Below are 17,458 nucleotides of genomic sequence, written 5' to 3' on the forward strand. Positions count from 1 at the left end.
CCGCCTCAGGCCGACAATGGATCATTCCGGCCGCGCAGCAAGACGCCGGCAGCGGCCACCAGTTCCAGCGCCATGCAGACATAGAGCGGCAGCGCATAGCTGCCCGACCAGTCGCGGAGAATGCCGACCAGCGCCGGGCCGCACGCCGAGATCGCACTGCTGATCGCCGTGCTGAGGCTGACGACGACGCCGAAGGCATGGGCGTCGAACTCGCGGTGCACGATCATCGACGGCAACGTAATGGCATTGCCGACGGTGAAGCCGAACACCACGCAGCCGGCGAACAGCGCCGTGGCGCCGGAAATGTTGACCATCGCCAGCAGCGCCAAGGCCTGGCTCACGAACAGCACCGCCGATGCCGCACGCTGGTTGAGGCGCCCCATCAGGAAGCCGAACACGACGCGGCCAACCACCGCCATGGCGGTCATCATCGCCATGGCGAGACTTGCCTGCTCGCGGCCGATCACTGGCTCCATGAACGAGAACTGGTGGACGATGAAGCCGATCTGCGCCAGCAGTACCAGGGCGAACGGCAGCGCGATGCTCCAGAACGACAGGCTGCGCAGCGCGCCGGCGCGGATCCGCGATGACGGCAGCGCCGCGCGCGCGGACGCCCCGTCGGGGGCATGCAGCGGCGGCGTGCCGACGCCGAGCAGGATCACCGGCAGCAGCACCACCACCATGACCGCCGCCATCGCCACCACCGCCGGCGTGAAGCCGAGCGCGGCGATCGCCGCCACCAGCACCGGCACGCCGATGATGCCGCCGAGACTGGCGCCGTTGAGCGCCAGGCTGATGGCAAGACCACGCTGCGCATGGAACCAGAGGCCAAGCGTGTTCGAGATCGCCGCCATGGTCAGGCCGGCCCAGCCGACCGCCATCAGGGTGTAGACGCCGTAAAGCTGCCAGGGCGCGTCGACGAAGCCGAACAGCACCGTCGCCAGCGCCATGCACAGCACCGCGCCGACGAGGCAGGTCCTGACGCCGAGGACACGGATGGCGTCGCTGACGAACACCACCAGCAGCGCACTGAACAGATAGAAGAACGTCGTCGCCGCGGAGATGGTCGCCGCCGACCAGCCATGGGCACGCCGCAGCTCCGCGAGATAGACGCTCTGGCCGTAGAAGCCTAGCGCCCAGGCGAAGGTCGCGGCCAAAAAGCACACCCCGACGACCCGCCAGCCCGCGAAGCGGAGCGAGCGTTCATTGAGCGGCGATGGCACAGTGGAGGCATCCATGGGCAGCGCCTCCAGGCATGCGGGACAAGAGAAAGGGATGGCGAGCGTAGCATCCCTTCCCTGCCGTTTTGAAGGGGCTCTTGGGACGCCCTGATCGGCGCCGGTGGACGCGCCAGCGCATTGCGCAGTGCCCGGCACGGCTGGATGCACCGCCATGTCGCGTGTATCGCCAGCATTGTTGACGCATGGTCACGAGTGATGTGACCAGAAGCCGATTAATCGACCACAACGAATACCGGTAGTCTGAGCGGAGGAAACCGATCAGGGTTCATGGCATGCTGAAGTATATCAATGGATTGTTTGCGGGTCTTGTCTGCGTGGCGACCGCGGTCGCCGAGCCGGCCCCTTCAACGCTTCGCGGCGATCTGGACGACGTCATCGATCGGGCGATCGTCGATCAGCGCGTGGTGGGCGCTGTTGTATTGGTGATGCGTGACGGCAAGTTTGTTTATCGTCGCGCGGCAGGCTATGCCGATCGGGAATCGAAGACAAGGATGCAGGAAGACACGATATTCCGGCTGTCTTCTGTCTCCAAGCCGATCGTCGTTGCCGCAGCCATGGCGCTCGTGGACCAGGGCAGGTTGAGGCTCGATCAACCGGTGACGGACTGGCTGCCTGACTTCCGTCCCGCTTTGCCCACTGGCGAGACTCCGGTCATAACTATCCGCGAACTCCTGAATCACACGGCCGGGCTCAGCTATGGATTTCTCGAAGATCCGAATGGCCCCTACCACCGGTTTGGCGTCTCCGACGGGATGGATGAATCACCTGTCAGCCTTGAGGAGGAGACGCGCCGCATCTCCGCCGCTGGCCTGAGCTATGAGCCAGGAAAAGGCTGGGGCTACTCGGTCGCGATCGACGTGCTGGGCAACGTTGTGTCTTCAGCGGCGCACCAGCCTCTCCCGGATGTGGTCCACGACCTGGTGACAAAGCCGCTACGGATGAAGGATACGGCTTTCGGCGTCAGATCCAAGGACCGCCTGGCGACACCGTATGTCGATGGCAAGCCCGCGCCTGGTGTGATGAACGATCCCCAAATTGTTCCTTTCGCGGAGTTCGCCGGTATTCGCTTCTCGCCCAGCCGCCCCCTTGGAAAGGACTTTTTCCCCTCAGGCGGCGCCGGCATGGTTGGTACAGCGGATGATGTGATGCGCTTTCTCGATCATGTGAGGCAAGGCGGACAGCCCGTGCTGCGGCCGGCGACCGCACGCGCGATGATGGTCAATCAGACGGCGGACCTTCCGATCAACTTGTATGGGCCGGGGTGGGGTTTTGGTTTCGGGGGCGCGGTGCTGCGTGATCCGGCGTTGGCAAAGACTCCGCAGTCTCCGGGCACATGGGCATGGGGCGGCGTGTACGGCCATAGCTGGTTTGTCGATCCCGCAAGAAAACTGACTGTGGTTGTCATGACCAACACCGCTTTTGAAGGAATGGCGGGCAAGCTCCCAACGGACGTGCGTAACGCCGTTTACAAGAACATTCGCGAATGACATGTTTTAACAACGCGCGGCCTCTGTCTTATGAAGCCGCCTTTCATGCTCCCTGATCCGTGTTGCTTCGAACAATTTGGGCAGGTTGCGCCGCTATATATTGGACATTAGACGTCAGACTTCGATGGTTTTCCCGGGGCTTGGACAATTTTCATGGCGATCGAGACGCTAGAGTTCGCCATATTTGTCAGTGTGACCAAACACTCCAGCTTCGCGCGCGCCGCGGAGGAGTTTGAGTTGACCCCGTCCGCTGTCAGCCGGATCGTGTCACGTCTGGAAGATCGCCTGGGGACACGGCTACTACAGCGCACCACGCGCCGGCTGTCGCTGACGGAAGCCGGATTGCTGTTTCATCGCCGGGCTCTGCGCCTGCTCGCGGACATGTCCGAAATCGAATCGGAGATGTCCAGCATGACCCAGCAGCCGCGCGGATTGTTGCGGCTCAATGCGCCGGTCGTTTTTGGTCGGCTTCATGTCGTGCCATTCCTGGGTGAGCTGCGACGGCGCTTTCCAGACATCGCGGTTGAACTCACGCTCACCGATCAATTTGTCGACGTTGTTGATTCGGGCGTCGATCTCGCCATCAGGATCGGTGGACTCGCGGACTCACGCCTGATCGCCCGAAGACTTTGCACAAACAGGCGCTGGATTGTTGCAAGCCCGGCTTACCTCGCTCGCAAAGGCATGCCGCGACAGCTTTCCGATCTGACGGGCCATGATTGCCTGGTCTATACGGGAATCTCGCGCCCCCATGACTGGCGATTGTCAGGGGCAGACGGCTCTGTGAGCGTTGCGGTTCAGGGCACCATGACATCCAACAATGTCGAGGCGCTGCTCGAGGCCGCCAAGGACGGGCATGGAATTGCCCTGGGAGCGACCTTCTCCGCTCACGAAGCGCTGAAGTCTGGATCTCTTGTCCGTGTGCTCCCGGAGTTCGAGTTCGAGCCGACCGCGATCTTTGCGGTGTATGCATCCAATCGGCAACTGTCCCGGAAAGTGCGGGCGGTGATTGATCTGCTCGCGTCGACCTTCAACGATCCCCCGCCATGGGATCGCCTGCTCCCCTGAAATTCGCATCAGAATGCGATGACCATTTTCTGCAGGTCAGCCTGTCTCTCCCCACCACGACGTGGATGCCAGTTGTCCGCGACCAACGCATCGAAGCGGGAGACTGGCTAACGCGATCGAGCCAGCTCCCACAGGCCGGTTCTAACGCGATACGGACAAGACGATTTTGCCCGTCGCTTTGCGAGCTTCGATGAGCTCATGAGCCTGTCGCGCTTCGGAGAGCGGCAGAATACTGGACGGTTGCAGATGAACCGCGCCACTCTCAACGAGACGGATCGCAGCCTCAGCCGCCTGATACCAGCGATCGGGATGCTTGGCGGCGAGGCCACTGATTGTGTAGCCGAGAACGCCCTTTGCGCCGAACCATAGATCGAACGCCGAGATTTTGGCGGCCTCAGAAGCAGATGCGTTGCCGAAGTAGGCCACGCGTCCCATGGGCTTGAGAACGCTCAGGGAGCGAATGAGCGTTTCCCCGCCGAGGCTTTCAAGCACGATGTCGACGCCCGCCCGGTCAGTATGGTCGCGAATGACCTTGTCGAACTCGTCATGGAGCAAAACAACGTCACACCCTGCATTCAACGCGGCCTCACGTTTGGCGGCAGATCCGACCACCCCGATAACCCTGGCAGCACCCAGGGCCTTCGCATATTGCGCGGCAAGCGTTCCGACGCCGCCGGCTGCGGCCTGAATAAGGACGGTGTCGCCTCGTCGGATTCGCGCGACATCTGCAAGAAGCTGGTAGGCGGTCACGGCCGCGCAGGGAAAGCCGGCGCCCTCTTCGAACGAGAGGACCCGCTCCGGGCGCCGCAGTGAGATGGCGAGCCTTGCATCGACCACGACGCGTTCCGCATAGCCGTTCAACGGCCGGCCCGGAGACCAGGCGAAGGCCGCGACGGCCTCCCCCAGCGCAAACTTCGCCACATTCGCTCCGAGTTCGGCGACGACACCTGCCACTTCAAGTCCCGGAACAGCAATGGGATCCCCGCCAAGCATGCCCCTGCGATGCATGATTTCGGCGAAATTGACGCCAGCGGCGCGCACGTCGATGGCGATATGTCCCGGTTGAGGCCGGGGCTCATCGACATCGACGAGAGACAACTGTTCGGGGCCGCCAAAGACACGAAACTGGATAGCTTTCATCATTCACATCATGTGGTTTCAACGCGACGAGGTTAAATGAGGTCGTCAGATCGATAACTCGGTGTCGCGACATGACATCGGTGACGCGGGTTCATGAATCGCCTGGGTCTGGTTGCGGGAGACTGGCAACAAGCCCGCATCCCCGCGCGACATGATTGTTGCTTCTCGATCATGAGACAGATGTTCGCAGTCGCAATAGTCACTTGCCAATCTGGACTTCATATTCGGGCAGGCACGATGCCTGAAGATCTTGATCCCAATTACGGAGATGAACGGATGACTACGAAGAGACCCCTTCGGCGCTGTGCCGTGATCGCTGTTCTGATGTCGATCAATCTCATGGGAATACAAAAGGCGGTGGCAGCCTATCAGGCCCCCATCAATGACACCGGCGTTCGGGTCGTCGCTGTTTTGAAAGCCAAGCCAGGCCTGGAAGACGATACAAAGAAGGCGCTTCTATCCGTCGCACAGGAATCGCGCCAGGAAGACGGCTGTGTACGCTACGAAATCAACCAGCCCGCGGACGACCCGAGCGTGTTTGTCTTCTATGAGGTCTGGCGCTCCCGCGCAGACCTGAACGCTCATTTTGAGAAGCCCTACTTCAAGGCGGTTGCAGACCGGCTTGGCGCACTCCTGGTTCAGCCAGCCGATCTGAAAATACTCGAGCCCGTCAGGCCTTGATCCGCCGAGCGCAGAAGAACGTATCAGGTTTGGCCGCCCGTCATCGCGACAGCAACTGTATCAGGCAGGCATCGATCGCGTGATCGCGCAAATGCCGCAGCCTGCCCTCGCGCGCGACCCTGCAAATGGGCCAGCGCAACAACAACCGAAAGGCGCTTCTCGTCATCCCTGACGAGAAGCTGGCCTTCTTCGAGTTCGTCCGACCTGCGTCCGTACGAAAAGCCTGCACGAGCAGTGACATACCATGGCGGGTGCCGCACTCAGTCCCAGCTCAGCGCCCCGCCGTTCTGGTACTCGATGACCCGCGTCTCGAAGAAGTTCTTCTCCTTCTTGAGGTCCATCGCCTCGGACATCCACGGGAACGGATTCTCGACCTGAGCGAACACCGGCGCGAGCCCGAGCTGGGCGCAGCGGCGGTTGGCGATGAAATGCATATACTGCTCGCACAGCGCCGCGTTGAGACCGAGGAAGCCGCGCGGCATGGTGTCCCGGCCGTAGGCGGCCTCGAGCTGGGCGGCATCGTGCAGCATCTGGCGCGTCTCCTCCTGGAACGCCCTGGTCCACAGCTGCGGGTTCTCGATCTTGATCTGATTGATGACGTCGATACCGAAGTTCAGGTGAATCGACTCGTCGCGCAGGATGTACTGGTACTGCTCGGCGATGCCGACCATCTTGTTGCGCCGTCCCAGCGACAGAATCTGGGCGAACCCCGTGTAGAACCACATGCCCTCGAACACGACATAGAAGGCGATGAGGTCGCGCAGGAATGCCTGGTCCTTCTCCAGCGTGCCCGTGGTGAACTCCGGATTGTCGATATTCTGGGTGTGCTTGAGCGCCCACGCCGCCTTGTCGGTGATCGACGGCACTTCCCGGTACATGTTGAACAGCTCGCCCTCGTCGAGGCCGAGGCTTTCGACGATGTACTGGAAGGTGTGGGTATGCACAGCTTCCTCGAACGCCTGGCGCAGCAGGTACTGGCGGCATTCCGGATTGGTGAGATGGCGATAGATCGCCAGCACGATGTTGTTGGCGACCAGCGATTCCGACGCGGCGAAGAAGCCGAGATTGCGCTTGATCATGCGCCGCTCGTCCTCGCTCAGGCCGTCGCGCGACTTCCACAGCGCGATATCGGCCTGCATCGACACTTCGGTCGGCATCCAGTGGTTGTTGCAGCCGGCGAGATACTTCTCCCACGCCCACTTGTATTTCAGCGGCAGCAGCTGGTTGACGTCGGCACGCGAGTTGATCATCGCCTTGTCGTCGACGCGAACGCGTCCGCCGGAGCGATCGATGATGCGATCGGACGGCGCGGCAGCGGCCTCCACCGGCGCAGTGCGCCCGGCGAAGGCGGGATGGAGAGGCGCAGCGGGCGGCGGCGATACGGGGTCGGACCAGTCGAGCATGGGTACAGATTCCTGAGAATTCGAGTGCAGAGGCGCGGCGATCATCTCAGCGTCATGCGCGGGCTTGACCCGCGCATCCATCTTGAGAGCCGCCGCCGAATGATGAGCTGGATGGCCGGGTCAAGCCCGGCCATGACGAAGGTGGGGCAAGGCCTACTGGCACGCCTCGCAGTCGGGATCGTTGATCGAGCACGCCAGCGGCTGCGGCAGCAGGATCGGCTCCGCCGCCTCGACCACCTGGGCGGTGACGGCGTTGAGCTTGCCGTCCGTGCCCTTCAGCGTCGACTTCTCGACATGGGTGGCGCTGCGCGAACGCAGGTAATAGGTGGTCTTGAGGCCACGCTCCCAGGCCAGGCGATAGAGCTGGTCGAGTTTCCGGCCCGACGGATTGGCGATGTAGAGATTGAGCGACTGGGCCTGATCGATCCACTTCTGGCGCCGCGCGGCGGCCTCGATCAGCCAGGACGTATCGATCTCGAACGCCGTGGCATAGAGCGCCTTGAGATCGTCGGGCACACGGTCGATCTGGCCGACGCTGCCGTCGAAGTATTTGAGGTCGGAGATCATCACCTCGTCCCACAGCCCGCGCGCCTTGAGGTCGTGCACCAGCGCGGCGTTCACCACCGTGAAGTCGCCGGACATGTTCGACTTGACATAGAGGTTTTGGTAGGCGGGCTCGATCGACTGCGCGACGCCGCAGATGTTGGAAATCGTCGCCGTCGGCGCGATCGCCATCACGTTGGAGTTGCGCATGCCGACCTTCTGCACGCGGGCGCGCAGCGGCTCCCAGTCGAGTGTCGTCGTCTGGTTGAACGCGACGCCGCCGCGGGCCGCCGACAGATGTGCGATCGAATCGACCGGCAGGATGCCGCGGCTCCACAGCGAGCCCTCGAACGAGGCGTAGCGGCCGCGCTCGGCGGCAAGGTCGACCGACGCCGAGATGGCGTGGAAGCTCAGCGCCTCCATGCTGGTGTCGGCGAACGTCACAGCTTCGTCGGAGGCGTAAGGCAGCCGCAGGGTCTGCAGCGCATCGTGAAAGCCCATCAGGCCGAGGCCGACCGGGCGATGCTGCAGGTTGGAACGGCGCGCTTCCGGGATGGTGTAGAAATTGACGTCGATGACGTTGTCCAGCATGCGCACCGCGGTCTTCACTGTGCGCGCCAGCTTGTCGTGATCGAGCCCCTGCGGCGTCACATGGGCGGCAAGGTTGACCGAACCGAGGTTGCACACCGCGACCTCAGTGTCCGAGGTGTTGAGGGTGATCTCGGTGCACAGGTTCGAGGAGTGCACGACGCCGATGTGGTTCTGCGGCGAGCGGATGTTGCAGGGATCCTTGAAGGTGATCCAGGGGTGGCCGGTCTCGAACAGCATGGTCAGCATGCGGCGCCACAGGTCGACCGCGCGCAGGGTCTTGGACACACGCATCTCGCCGCGCGCGGCTTTGGTCTCGTAGCCTTCATATGCCGCGGCGAACGCCGGGCCATAGAGATCGTGCAGGTCGGGCGTCTCGTCGGGCGAGAAAAGTGTCCACGGTCCATCGCTCGCGACACGCTGCATGAACAGATCCGGCACCCAGTTGGCGGTGTTCATGTCATGGGTGCGGCGGCGGTCGTCGCCGGTGTTCTTGCGGAGATCGAGGAACTCCTCGATGTCGACATGCCAGGTCTCGAGATAGGCGCACACCGCGCCCTTGCGCTTGCCACCCTGGTTGACCGCGATCGCGGTGTCGTTGGCGACCTTCAGGAATGGCACCACCCCCTGGCTTTCGCCATTGGTGCCCTTGATGTGCGCGCCGAGGCCACGCACCCGCGTCCAGTCATTGCCGAGACCGCCGGAATATTTCGCCAGCAGCGCGTTGTCCTTGATCGACTTGAAAATGCCGTCGAGGTCGTCGGACACCGTAGTGAGGAAGCACGACGACAGCTGCGGTCGCAACGTGCCGGCGTTGAACAGCGTCGGGGTCGAGGCCATGAAGTCGAACGACGACAACAGGTCGTAGAACTCGATGGCGCGCGCCTCGCGATCGATCTCGCGCACTGCAACACCCATGGCGACGCGCATGAAGAACGCCTGCGGCAGCTCGAAGCGGGTGCCGTCGGCATGCAGGAAATAACGGTCATACAAGGTCTGCAGGCCCAGGAACTGAAACTGCTGGTCACGCTCCGGCTTCAGCGCCGCGGCGAGACGGCCAAGGTCGAAGCGGCGCAGCTCGGGGTCGAGCAGCTCATGGCTGATGCCGGTGTCGATATAGGCCTTGAAGTAATCGGCGTAGAGCCCGGCCATGTCGGCCTGGCTCGCCTGCTGGTCGCGCTTGAACACGAAGGTCAGCGCCTCGCGGCGCAGCGCGTCGAGCAGCAGCCGCGCGCTGACATAGGCGTAGTTCGGCTCCTGTTCGATCAGGGTCCGCGCCGCCATCACCAGCGCCTGCGCCAATTCGTCGGCCGTCATGCCGTCATAGAGATTGCGGCGCGCCTCGGCGAGCACCGGCGCGGCGCTGACGCCGTCGAGTCCGTCGCAGGCTTCCGCCAGCACGCGCTGCAGCCGCGCCTCGTCGAGCGCGCGCAGCGTGCCGTCCTGGCCCTTGACGCGAAGCGCCGGCGCCACTGACGACGTCTCCGGCACCACCGCGTCGCGGCGCGCCTTGGCGCGCTCCTCGCGGTACAGCACATAGGCGCGCGCCGCCTTGTGGTGGCCGCCGCGCATCAGCGACAGTTCGACCTGGTCCTGGATGTCCTCGATGTGCAGCGCGCGCTGGGAATCGACCCGCCGCGTCAGCGCGGAGACAACCTGCACGGTGAGTTCTTCGACGATCTCATGGACGCGGCGCGACGCCGCCGCGGCGTGGCCCTCGACCGCGAGGAAGGCCTTGGTCATGGCCACGGCGATCTTGCCGGCCTCGAACGGGCTGACGCTGCCGTTGCGGCGGATGACATGGAACGCCGGCGCGGACGACACCGACGCGCCGTCGGACAGGCGCTGGGTCAGGTGGACGGGCGCATGGCCGTTGGTGATGGTTTCAGCGGAGAGAGACATTCGGCAACCCCTTGCTCGATCTTGTTTCAATCTTGGGGCTTGGGCCGAGGGGACGCTGCGTCAGGGCGGCGGACCGTGCGGCCAGCCGTCAGCGAGCGGCCACCGGGACACCCCGCCCGTGGACGTGAATCGTGTGTCGCGGCAGGTCTCCTGGCTCCGGGTCATCGCTTCGGTCCGCCTTCCCGGAGCTTCCTTGCGGAAGGCCTCCAGTGGCTGGTGGGACCGAGACTCGCCGATACAGTTGCGGGGGCAGCGCCGGCCTTGCCGCCGATCAGAACCTGATCGGTAGCGTACCGGCTTCCCTCTTAGCTTCCGAAGGTAGTGATCCGAAAGAACCGTGACCACTACATCTGGTAGGAAGGCGCGATTCGGGTCAATGGGCGCAGATATGTTTTTTTAAGGATGCGGGATAGCGGGGACAGTCCGCCGCGCATGAGGGCTCTGTCAGAGCCACCGGCCCGGCCCAAAGTGCCGGGACGCCGGTTCCGCCCCTGTCACGCCTTCGGCGGCTGGGGATTGTAGAAAAAGCGCTCGCGGAAGATCCGGTCGCCACGCCATTCCTGGAGGGCGACCTCGTCCACCCGGCGCTCGCTGCCGTCGAGGTTGATGATGTCGAAAATCCAGTGAATGGCGACCCGGTCGCCTTCGACCACCGACGCCATCGCCTTCGATTCGATCTGGCGCATGCGGGCGAGCGCCGCGCGCTCGTGCGCCACCAGGCCTTCGCGGCCGACCCGCGGCGGTGCCACGTTCTCCTGCATGGTGGCGTCTTCGGTATAGAAGCGCTCGATGGCGCCGGCGTGATCGCCGCTTTCGACCGCCGCAATAAACTCATCGACCCGTGCACGCGACGGCATGGCATTCCCCTTCGCCGGTTCCAGACTCGGCATGCAAGATAGGCAGCGCTGGCATAACCTCAAGGACGAGGTTCCAGCCATTTCAAATGCCCCGCGACATGCGATAAGGCCCTGTTCGCGCTGCGGGAACCTGCCCCTCCGCGACCCATTTGCGCCCCTCAATCGAGCATGCCGAACAACCTTCGATACGACTATGTCGGCCACCGTTGGCTGCGCGAAGGCGCCGACTGGATCGGCTGCCGGCCGGACGGCCTCGAGCTGCACTATCACGACGAGGTGCAGGTCTCGGTGGTATGGAACGGCCATCGTGACTTCCGCATCGGCCGCCAGGCGCTGCGGCTCGCCCCCGGCCAGATGCTGCTGGTGCCGCACCGCCGCGCCCACCGTGCGCTGCCCTCGCTGCAACGCGCGCTGCGCTCGACCGAATTCTTCGTCACACCCGACAGCCTGCCCACCGGCATGCGCCAGCAGCTCGCCGAGAGCGACTATCTCGTCGCCGACGCGCCGGCGCTGCTGGCGGCCCAGCCCGGCGACGTCGGTGATCTGCTGGTTTCGTGGGTGCGCGACGGCGCGACGCCGCCGCCATGGCGCGGCCCCCGTGCCCGCGCCGGCGTCGATGCCGAGCTGCTGGAGGCGGCGACGCGCTACACCAGCGTCGCCGAGGCGGCACGCGCGCTGTCGTGCAGCCGCGAGGGGTTCATCCGTGCATTCTCGCGCCACGCCGGCATGACGCCCCATGCCTATCGCATCAACGAGCGGCTCAACCGCGGCCGCGAACTGCTGCGCCAGCGCGAGAACATCTCCGACACCGCCTATGCCGCGGGCTTCAGCGACCAGAGCCATTTCGGCCGGCTTTTCCTGCGTTATTTCGGCGCCACGCCGGGCCAGTTCCGCGCTGCCCACACCGCCCGCTGAGCCGTCACTTTCGTTCTAGCGCGCCTGCTGCCCGCCGTGATCCAAGGCCGGCAGGAGACCGACATGACGATTTCGGAAATGGCGCTGCTTGCGACCGCGGGCTTCGGCGCGGGCGTGCTCAACGCGGTGGCCGGCGGCGGCACAATTTTCACGTTCTCGGCGCTGCTCGCGATCGGCGTGCCCCCGGTCGCCGCGAACGCCACCAGCGCGACCGCGATGGTGATGGGATCGACCGCGTCCGCCATCGCCTACCGCCGCGAACTCGCCGCCGCATTCCGACGGCTGCTGCCGCTGTGCGTTATCTCCATGATCGGCGGCGGCCTCGGCGGCGCGCTGCTGCTGTGGTCCGGCGACCATGCCTTCCGCGCGCTGGTGCCCTGGCTACTGCTGTTTGCCACTGTGCTGTTCGCTCTCGCGCGTCCACTGCAGAAGCTGGTGCAGGCACGCGCCGCCTTGCGGCCGAACGGCGAAGGACCCGACCTCGCGCTGCCCGCCCAGGGCCTCGTCTCGATCTATGGCGGCTACTTTGGCGCCGGCATGGGCGTGATGATGCTGGCGTCGCTGTCGCTGTCCCGTGACAACGACTATCACGCGGTGAACGCGGCCAAGAACCTGCTGTCGATCGTGCTGCAGGCGGTCGCCGCCATCGTCTTCCTCGTCTCCGGCCTCGTCGATCTCAAGCTCAGCCTGCTGCTCGCCGTGGCCAGCATCCTCGGCGGCTGGAGCGGCGTCGCCGTCGCCCGGCGCATCCCGGAGACGCTGGTGCGCAGCTTTGTCATCGTCAGCGGCTTCGCCCTGACGATCTGGTACTTCGTGACCTGACCGGCGCCGCAGCCCTCGTCCCACCTCTTCACAGTCCGAATGCCCCGCCGGGCGCGCCAATGGCGCGTCCGGCTTTTTGCTTTTGCGACTTACTCGCAACTGACTTGCCAAGCCCGGGCCGATATGCTGTTTTAGTTGCGATTAGTTCTTAGTTGCATCATGACAGAGGATATCCCGTGGACGTTTCAATGCGATGGCCGGCGCTGCTGGGCAGCCTTGCTCTGGTTTCCCTGGCCGGCGCAGACCGCGCCCGGTCCGCCGACCTGCCGCTCGCCCCTTCTGCTGCCACTGCGCCGCTGCCCGACTGGAACGGGATCTATTTCGGCGCCCATGCCGGCTTCGGCTATGGCCACGGCCGCGCCAGCGTCCTCGATGGCGATGCGGTGGCAGGATCCCACGGATTCGGCGGCATGATCGGCGGCGTGCAGATCGGCGCCAACCGCGTGCTGCCGTCGGGCCTGCTGCTCGGTGTCGAGGTCGACGCCATGTTGCCGAACGCCTATCCGTCGAATGGCACGGTCTGGACAAACACCGCCGCCGACCACGCCTTCGCCGAGCAGCTCGACACCATCGCCACCGTGCGCGGCCGCCTCGGCTACGTGCGTGGTCATTGGCTGGTCTACGCCACCGCCGGCCTTGCGCTGTCGTCGAGCCAGGTAACGCGCACCTCGCTCGCCGGCGACGACGACATCACCAAAGCCATGCTGCGCGCCGGCTGGGCCGCGGGCGCGGGTGTCGAATACCGCCTGTCGCAGGACTGGAGCGTGCGCGCCGAATATCTCTACGCTCGCCTCGGCAGCCGCAGCCTCGCCTTCGCGCCCGACAGCACCTACACCGCGTCGATGGATTTTTCGGCACTGCGCATCGGCCTCAATCGCCAGATGTCGTGGTCCGACGCAGCCGCATTCAAAGCGCCGGCGATCGCCGCCCCTGAGGGCAGCAACTGGGAGATCCACGGCCAGACCACCTACATTCATCAGGCCTATCCATCGTTCCGCTCGCCCTATGCCGGCGCCAACAGCCTGAACGGCGCGGCGCAAAACAAGCAGACCTGGAGCACCAGCCTCTACATGACGTTCGGCCTGTGGGACGGCGCCGAGCTGCACTTCAATCCCGAGCTGCTGCAGGGCTTCGGCTTCAACAACACGGCGGGCCTTGCCGGCTTCTCCAACGGCGAGGCGCAGAAGTCGGACTTCCTCTACCCGCACTACAACACCTCGCGGCTGTTCGTGCGCCAGACCTTCGGCTTCGGCGGCGAGCAGGAGAGCGTCGAGGGCGACTACGGCCAGATGTCGGCCAGGCGCGACATCTCGCGCCTGACGGTGCAGGTGGGCAAGTTCGCGGTCCACGACGTGTTCGACACCAACGCCTATGCGCAGGATCCGCGTGTCGACTTCCTCAACTGGTCGATCTGGGCGGCGGGCGCCTTCGATTATCCCGCCGACAAGGTCGGCCTGACCTATGGCGCGGTCGCCGAGTGGAACGAGAAGCGCTGGGCGCTGCGCGCCGGCTACTTCCTGACCGGGAGCGAGCCGAATTCCAACACCTTCGACACCGCAGTCCTCCGCCGCGGCGCCTATGTCGCGGAAGCCGAGGCGCGGACGACGTTCGGCGGGCTACCCGGCAAACTTCGCGCCACCGCGTGGCTCAACAACGCCAATTCCGGCAGCTACCGTGGCGCGATCGATCTCAGCGCGTCCATCCCCGGCCTCGCCATCAACGACGCCATCGGCCTGACCCGCGAGGGCCGCATCAAATACGGCTATGTCGTCGGCTTCGAGCAGGCGCTGAGCGAGAGCGTCGGCCTGTTCGGGCGCTGGAGCTGGAACAGCGGCACCAGCGAGATCTCCGCCTTCACCGACATCGATGCCTCGCTGTCGGGCGGCCTGTCGATCAAGGGCGCGTCGTGGGGCCGGCCCGCCGACACCATCGGCATCGCCGGCGCGGTCAACATGCTGTCGCGCGATCATCGCGACTATCTCGCACTTGGCGGCCTCGGCATCCTGATCGGCGACGGCGCGCTGAACTATCGTCCGGAACGGATCGTCGAGGCGTACTATGCGGTATCGGTGAGGGATGGCCTCGTCGCAACGCTCGACTACCAGCACATCGTCAATCCCGCCTACAACGCCGACCGTGGGCCAGTGTCGATCATCTCAGGCCGCGTGCGTGCGTCGTTCTGACACTGACCGTTACCTGCAAGGTAATCGATCCGCTTCCGTGCATCGTCATGATGGTCACACCCGCAAGGGATTGCGACAACCCCAGAGGAGACCATCATGACCGACGCCTTGAACGCACTGAAGATCGCCGAGGGCTACATCACGCTGTGGAACGAGCGCAACGACGCCCGCCGCCGCGACCTGCTGGCGTCCAACTGGACCGGCGACGCGCGCTATGTCGACCCGTTGGCGGCGAGCGAAGGCCCCGCCGCCATCGACGCCATGATCGCCGGCGTGCAGCAGCGCTTTCCCGATTTCGAGTTCGCCCTGCTCGGCACGCCGGACAGCCATGGCCAATTCGTACGCTTCCAGTGGGGTCTCGGCCCGCGCGGCGGCGACAACCCGATCAAGGGCACCGATTTCGTGGTGACCGAAGGCGGCCGCATCCGCAGCGTCACCGGCTTTCTCGACCAGGTCCCCAGCTGATCAGGCCTGGTCGATCGGCGCGGCCGCGGGCCATCGGCTCGCGGCCGCGTATCGTCGATTCAAACCGCCATGCGCGGCACGGCACTTCTATTCCCTGAACATGCCGGGATAGATTGCTGCATCCGCATCGCAGACCGAGCATCAGCATGAACAGCACGCCACCGTCTTCCTCCGCATCCCGGCTTCATCCGCTGGAAGCCGCGACGCGCCTGACGCCGCATGGCGATCACCTGCTCGGCCACACCAGCAAGGATTACTGGGCCTTCATCGGCCCGTTCGGCGGCGCCACGGCTGCAACCCTGCTGCGCGCCGCGCTCGACCATCCCCAGCGGATCGGCGATCCGCTCGCGCTGACCGTGAACTACTGCGCGCCGATCGCCGAAGGGCCGCTGCAGGTCGCCGTGCGGCCAGCGAAGACCAACCGTTCGACACAGCACTGGACCATGGAGCTGTTCCAGACGGAAGGGGACATCCTCGCCACCGCTACTGCCGTGTTCGCCAAACGTCGTCCCGGCTGGAGCCATCCGATCGCGCGGATGCCGGCGGTACCGCAGCCCGAGGATCTCGCCCCCTATCGCGTCAACCTGCCGACACCATGGGTCGACCAGTACGACATGCGCTTCGTCGGCGAGCAGCCGCTTTTTCGCAAGACCCCCCATGCCGAGCCACAGCCGGCACAGACGCTGTTGTGGCTTCGCGACGCGGCGCCGCGGCCGCTCGACTTCCTGTCGCTGGCGTCGATGTCCGATGCATTCTTCGGGCGCGTCTTCCATATCCTCGGCGTGCTGGTGCCGTTCGGCACCGTGACGCTCACCACGTATTTTCATTGCGCGGCGGACGACCTGCCGACGGATGATGGCTGGGTACTCGGCAATGCCGGCGCCAGCATCTACCGCGCCGGCTTCGGCGACCAGACCGCCGAGCTGTGGTCGCGCGACGGCCGGCTGCTCGTGACCTCGGTGCAGGCGACCTACTTTCGCGACTGGACGCCGCCAGCGGATTGAAGTGCGATAAGCTTGGCTTGAGCCGTCCACCGTCATCCTGAGGTGCGAGCGAAGCGAGCCTCGAAGGATGAACGGCTCCGAAGCGGCTACCCGGCTGTCGCGGGTACACTTCACCGGATCACATCGAGCAGGCGTGAGATCGGCATGCTCGAGCGACGACATCGTGCGATGCCTCTCCTGGCACACTGGCGCGCCTCGTCACCCATCACCCGACACACACGATCACATCCGACCAACAGAGTCCCACGCTTGTTGCGCAGCAGCAACACTGGCCAGCAAGGCGTCCCGCGACTGACATGGATCAATTTCTCCGGGGCCCGTGAGTGCGCCTGATGCGCGGCGCCAGCGCGACACGCGATGGCCGCATCATTGACTGACCTCGGGAGATTTCCATATGCAGATGTCCACCATGGCGCGGCTCGCATTCGCCGCCGCCCTGATCACCGCAACCGTCGGCGGCAACGCCATTGCTGCGGATCTGATCACGAAAGCTCCGCCCGACATGCCGGCCGCGGAGCCGTGGAGCCCCTGGCAGATCCGTGTCCGCGCGCTGGCAGTCATTCCTCAGAGCGGCGGCAGCAGCGTCAATGTCACCGGTGTACCGGGCCTGTCGTCGCCCCAGTCGGGGCTCGGCATCAACAATCAGGCCATTCCCGAGCTCGACATCACCTACTTCTTCACGCCCAACATTGCCGCCGAGCTGATCCTTGGCGTCACCCGCCACAACATCACCGGCACCGGCACGCTGGGCGGCCTCGATATCGGCAAGGCCTGGCTGCTGCCGCCGACCTTGACGCTGCAATATCACTTCACCAATTTCGGCGCCTTCCAGCCTTATGTCGGCGTCGGCGTCAACTACACCGTGTTCTTCAGCCAGTCGGCGGCCAATGTCGTCTCGCCCGCCGGGCTCGCCACTACCAGCCTCAGTGTCAAGAACGCGCCCGGCCTCGCGCTGCAGGCCGGCTTCGACTACATGATCGACCGCCACTGGGGCATCAACTTCGACGTCAAGAAGCTGTTCCTGCGCGCCGACTACAATGCCGTCGTCAACAACGCGATCACGGTCAGCGGCCGCGCCACCATCGATCCCTGGCTGATCGGCGGCGGCGTCACCTATCGCTTCTGACGCTTCAGCATCCACGACGACGACGCCGCGAGA

14 protein-coding genes and 1 riboswitch are annotated in these 17,458 nt (G+C 64.8%); of the genes, 9 read left to right on the forward strand and 5 right to left on the reverse strand.

All coding sequences use genetic code 11. The annotated features are described in order from the left end of the window. Nucleotides 1–5: 5 nt before the first annotated feature. Entirely contained in the window at nt 6–1,238 is a 1,233-nt protein-coding gene (locus JQ639_RS22005; RefSeq protein ID WP_211968384.1) for an MFS transporter, read from the reverse strand. Between the two features lie 275 nt (nt 1,239–1,513). Between JQ639_RS22005 and JQ639_RS22010 the strand changes: the two genes are divergently transcribed. Next, complete coding sequence (locus JQ639_RS22010; protein WP_211968385.1) at nt 1,514–2,728, forward strand: serine hydrolase domain-containing protein; 1,215 nt, start codon at nt 1,514–1,516, stop codon at nt 2,726–2,728. Between the two features lie 153 nt (nt 2,729–2,881). Next, nucleotides 2,882–3,796 (forward strand): LysR family transcriptional regulator, encoded by a 915-nt coding sequence (locus JQ639_RS22015; RefSeq protein WP_211968386.1) that lies wholly within the window; start codon nt 2,882–2,884, stop codon nt 3,794–3,796. Nucleotides 3,797–3,937: 141 nt separating this feature from the next. Here the strand turns inward: JQ639_RS22015 and JQ639_RS22020 are convergent, their stop codons facing one another. Then, nucleotides 3,938–4,936 carry a quinone oxidoreductase family protein gene (locus tag JQ639_RS22020; protein ID WP_211968387.1) on the reverse strand — a complete coding sequence of 333 codons (999 nt, stop codon included), beginning with the start codon at nt 4,934–4,936 and terminating at the stop codon, nt 3,938–3,940. A gap of 324 nt (nt 4,937–5,260) precedes the next feature. On the opposite strand from JQ639_RS22020, the gene JQ639_RS22025 reads away from it, so the two are divergent. Continuing rightward, nucleotides 5,261–5,617, forward strand: coding sequence for a putative quinol monooxygenase (locus JQ639_RS22025; protein ID WP_211976392.1), 357 nt, complete (start codon nt 5,261–5,263; stop codon nt 5,615–5,617). A gap of 260 nt (nt 5,618–5,877) precedes the next feature. Here the strand turns inward: JQ639_RS22025 and JQ639_RS22030 are convergent, their stop codons facing one another. The 3 genes from JQ639_RS22030 to JQ639_RS22040 form a co-directional block, all read right to left on the reverse strand. Further along, on the reverse strand, nt 5,878–7,020 hold the full coding sequence (locus tag JQ639_RS22030; protein ID WP_211968389.1) for a ribonucleotide-diphosphate reductase subunit beta: 1,143 nt from the start codon (nt 7,018–7,020) through the stop codon (nt 5,878–5,880). Nucleotides 7,021–7,173: 153 nt separating this feature from the next. Next, nucleotides 7,174–10,053 (reverse strand): ribonucleoside-diphosphate reductase subunit alpha, encoded by a 2,880-nt coding sequence (locus tag JQ639_RS22035; RefSeq protein ID WP_211968390.1) that lies wholly within the window; start codon nt 10,051–10,053, stop codon nt 7,174–7,176. A gap of 123 nt (nt 10,054–10,176) precedes the next feature. After that, nucleotides 10,177–10,408, reverse strand: a riboswitch (cobalamin riboswitch). 139 nt (nt 10,409–10,547) lie between these two features. Next, nucleotides 10,548–10,910 carry a nuclear transport factor 2 family protein gene (locus JQ639_RS22040; protein ID WP_211968391.1) on the reverse strand — a complete coding sequence of 121 codons (363 nt, stop codon included), beginning with the start codon at nt 10,908–10,910 and terminating at the stop codon, nt 10,548–10,550. A gap of 168 nt (nt 10,911–11,078) precedes the next feature. Between JQ639_RS22040 and JQ639_RS22045 the strand changes: the two genes are divergently transcribed. The 6 genes from JQ639_RS22045 to JQ639_RS22070 all read left to right on the forward strand — a co-directional run bounded on the left by JQ639_RS22045 (nt 11,079) and on the right by JQ639_RS22070 (nt 17,425). Next, nucleotides 11,079–11,825 carry a helix-turn-helix domain-containing protein gene (locus JQ639_RS22045; protein ID WP_211968392.1) on the forward strand — a complete coding sequence of 249 codons (747 nt, stop codon included), beginning with the start codon at nt 11,079–11,081 and terminating at the stop codon, nt 11,823–11,825. Between the two features lie 63 nt (nt 11,826–11,888). Further along, complete coding sequence (locus tag JQ639_RS22050) at nt 11,889–12,647, forward strand: sulfite exporter TauE/SafE family protein (RefSeq protein ID WP_211968393.1); 759 nt, start codon at nt 11,889–11,891, stop codon at nt 12,645–12,647. 188 nt (nt 12,648–12,835) lie between these two features. Next, complete coding sequence (locus JQ639_RS22055; RefSeq protein ID WP_211968545.1) at nt 12,836–14,830, forward strand: carbohydrate porin; 1,995 nt, start codon at nt 12,836–12,838, stop codon at nt 14,828–14,830. Between the two features lie 96 nt (nt 14,831–14,926). After that, a complete protein-coding gene (locus JQ639_RS22060; RefSeq protein ID WP_211968394.1) occupies nt 14,927–15,295 on the forward strand; it encodes a nuclear transport factor 2 family protein in 369 nt (122 codons plus the stop codon). A 146-nt stretch (nt 15,296–15,441) separates the two neighbouring features. Beyond that, a complete protein-coding gene (locus tag JQ639_RS22065) occupies nt 15,442–16,299 on the forward strand; it encodes an acyl-CoA thioesterase (protein ID WP_211968395.1) in 858 nt (285 codons plus the stop codon). Between the two features lie 400 nt (nt 16,300–16,699). Next, entirely contained in the window at nt 16,700–17,425 is a 726-nt protein-coding gene (locus JQ639_RS22070) for an OmpW/AlkL family protein (RefSeq protein ID WP_211968546.1), read from the forward strand. The last annotated feature ends 33 nt before the right edge of the window (nt 17,426–17,458 follow it).

The organism is Bradyrhizobium sp. U87765 SZCCT0048 (assembly GCF_018131225.1).
Classification (GTDB): domain Bacteria; phylum Pseudomonadota; class Alphaproteobacteria; order Rhizobiales; family Xanthobacteraceae; genus Bradyrhizobium_A.

Excerpts from the sequence above, each read along its gene's own strand:
- JQ639_RS22065 (WP_211968395.1), top strand. The coding sequence starts at position 15,442 with ATGAACAGCACGCCACCGTCTTCCTCCGCATCCCGGCTTCATCCGCTG.
- JQ639_RS22035 (WP_211968390.1), bottom strand. The coding sequence starts at position 10,053 with ATGTCTCTCTCCGCTGAAACCATCACCAACGGCCATGCGCCCGTCCAC.
- JQ639_RS22060 (WP_211968394.1), top strand. The coding sequence starts at position 14,927 with ATGACCGACGCCTTGAACGCACTGAAGATCGCCGAGGGCTACATCACG.
- JQ639_RS22005 (WP_211968384.1), bottom strand. The coding sequence starts at position 1,238 with ATGGATGCCTCCACTGTGCCATCGCCGCTCAATGAACGCTCGCTCCGC.
- JQ639_RS22070 (WP_211968546.1), top strand. The coding sequence starts at position 16,700 with ATGTCCACCATGGCGCGGCTCGCATTCGCCGCCGCCCTGATCACCGCA.
- JQ639_RS22020 (WP_211968387.1), bottom strand. The coding sequence starts at position 4,936 with ATGAAAGCTATCCAGTTTCGTGTCTTTGGCGGCCCCGAACAGTTGTCT.
- JQ639_RS22030 (WP_211968389.1), bottom strand. The coding sequence starts at position 7,020 with ATGCTCGACTGGTCCGACCCCGTATCGCCGCCGCCCGCTGCGCCTCTC.
- JQ639_RS22040 (WP_211968391.1), bottom strand. The coding sequence starts at position 10,910 with ATGCCGTCGCGTGCACGGGTCGATGAGTTTATTGCGGCGGTCGAAAGC.
- JQ639_RS22045 (WP_211968392.1), top strand. The coding sequence starts at position 11,079 with ATGCCGAACAACCTTCGATACGACTATGTCGGCCACCGTTGGCTGCGC.
- JQ639_RS22050 (WP_211968393.1), top strand. The coding sequence starts at position 11,889 with ATGACGATTTCGGAAATGGCGCTGCTTGCGACCGCGGGCTTCGGCGCG.
- JQ639_RS22025 (WP_211976392.1), top strand. The coding sequence starts at position 5,261 with ATGTCGATCAATCTCATGGGAATACAAAAGGCGGTGGCAGCCTATCAG.
- JQ639_RS22055 (WP_211968545.1), top strand. The coding sequence starts at position 12,836 with ATGCGATGGCCGGCGCTGCTGGGCAGCCTTGCTCTGGTTTCCCTGGCC.
- JQ639_RS22015 (WP_211968386.1), top strand. The coding sequence starts at position 2,882 with ATGGCGATCGAGACGCTAGAGTTCGCCATATTTGTCAGTGTGACCAAA.
- JQ639_RS22010 (WP_211968385.1), top strand. The coding sequence starts at position 1,514 with ATGCTGAAGTATATCAATGGATTGTTTGCGGGTCTTGTCTGCGTGGCG.